Raw genomic sequence first — 5,005 nt, 5'->3', positions numbered from 1 at the left:
GGCCTTCATCGCGGCGCCCGCCGCGCCGGCTTCCTGGCGGCTGCTGGTGCGCACCTGCGCCCTTGTCGCCGCCGCGACGATGCGACGTAGAGACGGACTGCGCGCTGCGCCGCCCGACAGGCGGATCTCACTCGGCACGGCGCCCATCGCCTGGTAGCAATCGCGAGCGGCGAAGGCCAACCCCTCGAGCACGCCGCGTGCCAGATCGCCAAAGCCATGCTTGACCGAAAGGCCGATGAAGCCGGCGCGTGCGTCAGGGTCGACGAACGGCCCTCTTTCGCCGGCTAGCGATATGTAAGGCTGGTAGATCAGCGATCCCGGCTCCGATGCTTCCATCCAAGCGTCGAGGGCCTTCAGCAACTCGTCATGAGAAGGTTTGCCGCCAGCCGTGGCGAGCACGTCGCGCGCAAGGCCAAGCACCCAGTCTATGTTGAGCGTCGCCGCCATGTTGGATTGCAATTGTGCAAAGGCGCCCGGAATAGGCATGGCGATCGTGTAGCCGGAGCCATCTGCGTTCAGCACGACATCGTCGGGAGTGGCTGCGAAGCGCGTGTGTATGCCGGTCGAGCCGATGACCGTGCAGCCGACATTGCCCGAGGGATCATAGAGGCCGGCTCCGAGCGCCGTCATGACCATGTCGACGTAGCCCAGCACCACCGGCGTGCCTTCGAGCAGGCCGGTCTCCGCCGCCGCCGATCGCGATAGCGGATGATGGTCGGTGGTGCCTTCGAGCATGGGAGGCAACAGGCGGCGATGCGTCGTCAGATCCAGGATGTCGAGGGCTTCGTCGGAATAGGTGCGCGACCGAAAATCGCCGAAGGTGAAGGTTCCCTCGGAGGGATCGGTGGCGCGTTCGCCCGTCATCTTGAAGTAGAGCCAATCCTTGCAATGCAGTGCGGTGGCCGCCCGCTCCAGCATGTCGGGATGATTCTTTTTCATGAAGGCAAGCTGGGCGCCTTGCTGGCAGGAATTCAGCCCCGTGCCGGTCAGTTCGAACCGCCTGCGATCCCGGGGATCGGCGCGCATCTCGTCCACCAAATGTCCGGCGCGGGCATCGAGCCACAGCCAGGCGCGCGAGACAGGCATGCCGTCGCTATCGATCAGCCAGGTTCCGTCGCCTTGCCCGGTGATGGCCACCGCCGCGATTCGTTGCGCGAGGTCGGGAATCTTGGCCGCGAGATCGCGAACGGTCCGCGCCATGTCGCGCCAAGTCTGGTCGAGGTCCTGCTCGGCGCCGCCGCCTTCCAGCGTGACGAAGCTATTGGGCACCGACGTCATGGCGAGCTGCCGCCCGGACAGATCGAAAGCGATCGATTTGATCACCGACGTTCCCGCGTCGATGCCGATCAGCAGGTCTTTCATGCCGCAAATTCCGATTGGTTGCGAAGGCAGTTCACGAGGGCAGTCATTTCGTAGAAGAGGCAGGGGGTGTCCGCAAGGACACCCCCTGTGCAGGTATTACTCAGACAGCACGAAGGGTGCGGTGTACTTGTCGACATTGTCCTTGGTGATGAGAAGGCAATCGAACAGCTGCTTCTCGGTCGCCGCACCGGTGGCACCCGTCTTGATAAACGAGTCCGCCTGCTGCACGGCCTTGGCCGAGAAGATGGCGACCGGCTGAAGCACGGTGTACTGCAGTTCACCGGACTTGATCGCCGCAACCGCGTCCGGGGAGCCGTCGAAGCCACCGACCTTGATGCCGGCGAGCTTGCCAGCTTCCTTCAGCGCCGCAACCGCGCCGAGAGCCATTTCATCATTGCCGCTGATCACGGCGATGATGTCGGGATTGGCTTGCAGCATGCTCTGCATCTTGTCGTGGCCCTGGGTACGATCCCAGTTGGCGACCTGCGAAGCAGCCTTTTCGAGATCCGGGTACTGGCTCAGCACAGTCGCGTAACCGTTCGAGCGCGTGGCGGCATTGTTGTCCGACGGGGCGCCGAGCAGTTCGACATATTTGCCCTTTTCACCGACGGCCTGCACCCACTGCTGGGCACCGAGAGCAGCGCCCTGCGCGTTGTTGGAAACGAGCTGCCCCTTGGCGAGGCCTTCCTGGTTGATCTCGGCATTGACAAGGAACACCGGGATGTTGGCTGCAATCGCCTTCTTCACCGCACCGACAGAGCCGTCGGCGTTGGCCGGATCGAGAATGATCGCCACCGACTTGTTGGTGATGGCGGTGTCGATCAAATTGCTTTCGGTATTGGTATCGCCCTTGTGGGCGCCGACATTGGCCGTATAGCCAAGCTTCTCGGCCTCGGCCTTGGCGACGTTGCCCTCGGTCAGCCAGTAGGGATTGGCCGGATCGTTGACGATGATCGAGATCAGGCCCGCGGCTGACGCGGCGGCCGTGAACCCAACGACCATCGCGGCCGCGAGCAGACTTTTCAGCATGGTTTTCATGTACATTCCTCCAATGATTACGCGGTGTTGCTGCCAGTTCACCTGGCAGTCTTCCCTTGGGCAGGATTGGCCGGTTCGGCCTTCCCCCGTTTCTGAGAAGTCGGTTGGCCACCTGTCGCGCTTGGGAGCTTGCTGCGGCGGCGATACTGAACGGCATTGAGGAGCACGGCGAGCACGATGACCGCGCCGGTGAACACTGTCTGCCAGTAGGATGAGATGCCGATGATCACCAGACCGTCGGACAGGAAGCCGATGACGAAGGCACCGAGCAGGGTTCCGCGGATGTTGCCGCGGCCGCCGGTCAGTGCCGCGCCGCCGATGACGACGGCCGCAATGGCCGTCAGTTCGTAGGTGGTGCCGGCGGTCGGTCCCGCCGATGTAAGCTGCGAGGACAGGATCAGGCCGGCAATGGCGGCGCAGATGCCCGACAGCACATAGACGGAAATCTGCACTGTTTTGACCGGAACGCCGGAGAGTTCGGCCGCGCGTTCATTACCGCCCGAGGCGTAGAGCCAGCGCCCGAAAGCGGTGCGGTTCAGGACGATGCTGCCAATGAGCGCGATGACCACGAGAACCACGACGCCCGTCGGCACGCCGAACAAGCGGTTGAAGCCAAGCGCATCGAAGCCGGTGTTTCCGAGCTCCGGCTTGCCGCCGAGATTGTTGTAGGTCAGGCCGCTGGTCATCAGCAGCGCCAGGCCGCGCGCCATGTACATGACGCCGAGGGTGGCGACGAAAGCTGGAACCTTGAAGCGCGCGATGAGCACGCCGTTGATCAGCCCGACGACGGCGCCCAGCATGCAGGCCAGCACCGCGACCACCCACACCGGCGGATAGAGAACGACGCCCAGCCAGCTCAGCGTCACCCCTTGCATCAGGAAGCCGGCAACGACGCCGGCCAAGCCCAGCGTCGACCCCACCGACAGGTCGATGCCGCCATTGAGGATGACAAGCAGCATGCCGATCGCGAGGATGCCGAAGATGGCGACATGCGAGGCCATGGTCAGGAAATTCGCCACCGAGAGGTAGTAGGGCGACAGGATCGAGAACACGACGATGATGACGATCAGGGCAAAGAAAGCGCGGCCCTCGAGCAGCAGCTTGGCGAGATCGAAGCCTTCGCTCGCGCTTGGACTGGACTGTTTTCTGGCCTGGCTGACATCGGTCATGGTGTGGGCTCCGAAATTCCTGGTGATCAGGCGACCACGGCTTCGCCCGAGGCGGCCATGATCTGCTCTTTGGTGGCATTGGCGCCGAATTCGGCTGAAATCCTGCCGCGGCGCATGACGACGATGCGGTGGGCAATGCTGAGGCATTCGTTGACCTCAGAGGTCGAGAAGACGACGGCAAGGCCCTGCGCAGCGCGTTCGCTCAGCAAGCGGAAGACTTCGGCCTTGGCACCGACATCAATGCCGCGGCTCGGCTCGTCGAGAAGGATAACCTTGGGATTGGTCGTCAGCATCTTGCCGATGACGACCTTCTGCTGATTGCCGCCCGACAGCGATCCGATCATGGCGTTGCCGCCAGCGGTCTTGACGGTCACCTTGCGGATCGAGTCTTCGACCAGCTCTCGCTCTCTGGAACGAGACAGAAACAGGCCCCTGGCGAACGCTTCGATGCTGGCGAGCGAAAGATTACGACCGACGGTCATCGTCTGCACCAGTCCGTCGCGCTGCCGGTCCTCGGGGACCAGCACAAGCCCTCTGGAGATACGCTGGGCAATGCTCAGCCCCGAGACGTCCTCGCCTTCCAGCAGCGCCCGCCCGCCCGCCATCGGCACTCGTCCGGCGACGGCCTCCAGCAATTCCGTGCGCCCGGCACCCATCAGCCCGTAGATGCAGACGATCTCGCCTGCTCGCACGTCCAGCGACAGGTGATCGACGACGGAATAACCTGAGCCCGAAGTGTCGACGACGCTGACATCCTCGATCGATAGGGCGACTTCGCCGAATTCATGGCCGGTCGGCGGCGAGCCGAGATCGAAATTCTCGCCGACCATGTTGCGCACGATCCATTCGAGATCGATATCCCGAGCTTCGGCCGTCGCGGTAATCGCGCCATCGCGCAGGACAACGGCATAGTCGGTGATCTGCAGCGCCTCTTCGAGGTGATGCGATATGTAGACGATGGAGACGCCGCGGCTGGTCAGATCGCGGATCACCTTGAACAGAACTTCCACCTCGGTTGCGCTGAGCGCGGAGGTCGGCTCGTCCATGATGAGGATGCGCGAATCGACCGACAGTGCCCGGGCGATCTCGACGATCTGCTGTTGGCCGAGGCGCAGATCCTCGACCAGGGTCATCGGATCGATGTCCTCTTCGAGATCAGCCATCAGAGCGCGCGCCTGGCGTTGCTCCTCGGCGAAGTCGAGGCCGGTCCTGGTGCGCAGTTCGCGGCCCATGAAGATGTTGTCGCGAACGCTGAGGTTGGGCGCCAGGCTGAGTTCCTGGTGGATGATCGAGATGCCGCGATCGCGCGCGTCCGAGGACGAAGAAAAGCTGACGAGATTGCCGTCGAGCACGATGTCGCCGGATGTCGGCGTGACCACGCCGGAGAGGATCTTCATCAGCGTCGACTTGCCGGCGCCATTCTCTCCGAACAGCGT

General features: G+C 63.3%; 4 protein-coding genes. All 4 read right to left on the bottom strand.

Translation table 11 applies throughout. From position 1 onward, the window contains the following. The coding region (locus EN991_RS22945; RefSeq protein WP_164769315.1) for an FGGY-family carbohydrate kinase at positions 1-1,362 on the bottom strand (1,362 nt) is incomplete at its 3' end. Between the two features lie 96 nt (positions 1,363-1,458). Beyond that, entirely contained in the window at positions 1,459-2,406 is a 948-nt protein-coding gene (locus tag EN991_RS22940) for a D-ribose ABC transporter substrate-binding protein (protein ID WP_023756738.1), read from the bottom strand. A gap of 32 nt (positions 2,407-2,438) precedes the next feature. Further along, the gene (locus tag EN991_RS22935) at positions 2,439-3,569 is read right to left on the bottom strand and encodes an ABC transporter permease (RefSeq protein ID WP_013533073.1); all 1,131 of its coding nucleotides are present in this window, start codon (positions 3,567-3,569) and stop codon (positions 2,439-2,441) included. A 26-nt stretch (positions 3,570-3,595) separates the two neighbouring features. Then, a partial coding sequence (locus EN991_RS22930) for a sugar ABC transporter ATP-binding protein (protein ID WP_164769313.1) occupies positions 3,596-5,005 on the bottom strand: 1,410 nt, incomplete at its 5' end.

This window comes from Mesorhizobium sp. M7A.F.Ca.US.005.03.2.1, from assembly GCF_003997795.1.
GTDB lineage: Bacteria > Pseudomonadota > Alphaproteobacteria > Rhizobiales > Rhizobiaceae > Mesorhizobium > Mesorhizobium ciceri.
This window is presented reverse-complemented; position numbering and strand designations above follow the sequence as displayed.

Coding starts and splice junctions, on each gene's coding strand:
- EN991_RS22940 (WP_023756738.1), bottom strand. CDS start 2,406: ATGTACATGAAAACCATGCTGAAAAGTCTGCTCGCGGCCGCGATGGTC.
- EN991_RS22935 (WP_013533073.1), bottom strand. CDS start 3,569: ATGACCGATGTCAGCCAGGCCAGAAAACAGTCCAGTCCAAGCGCGAGC.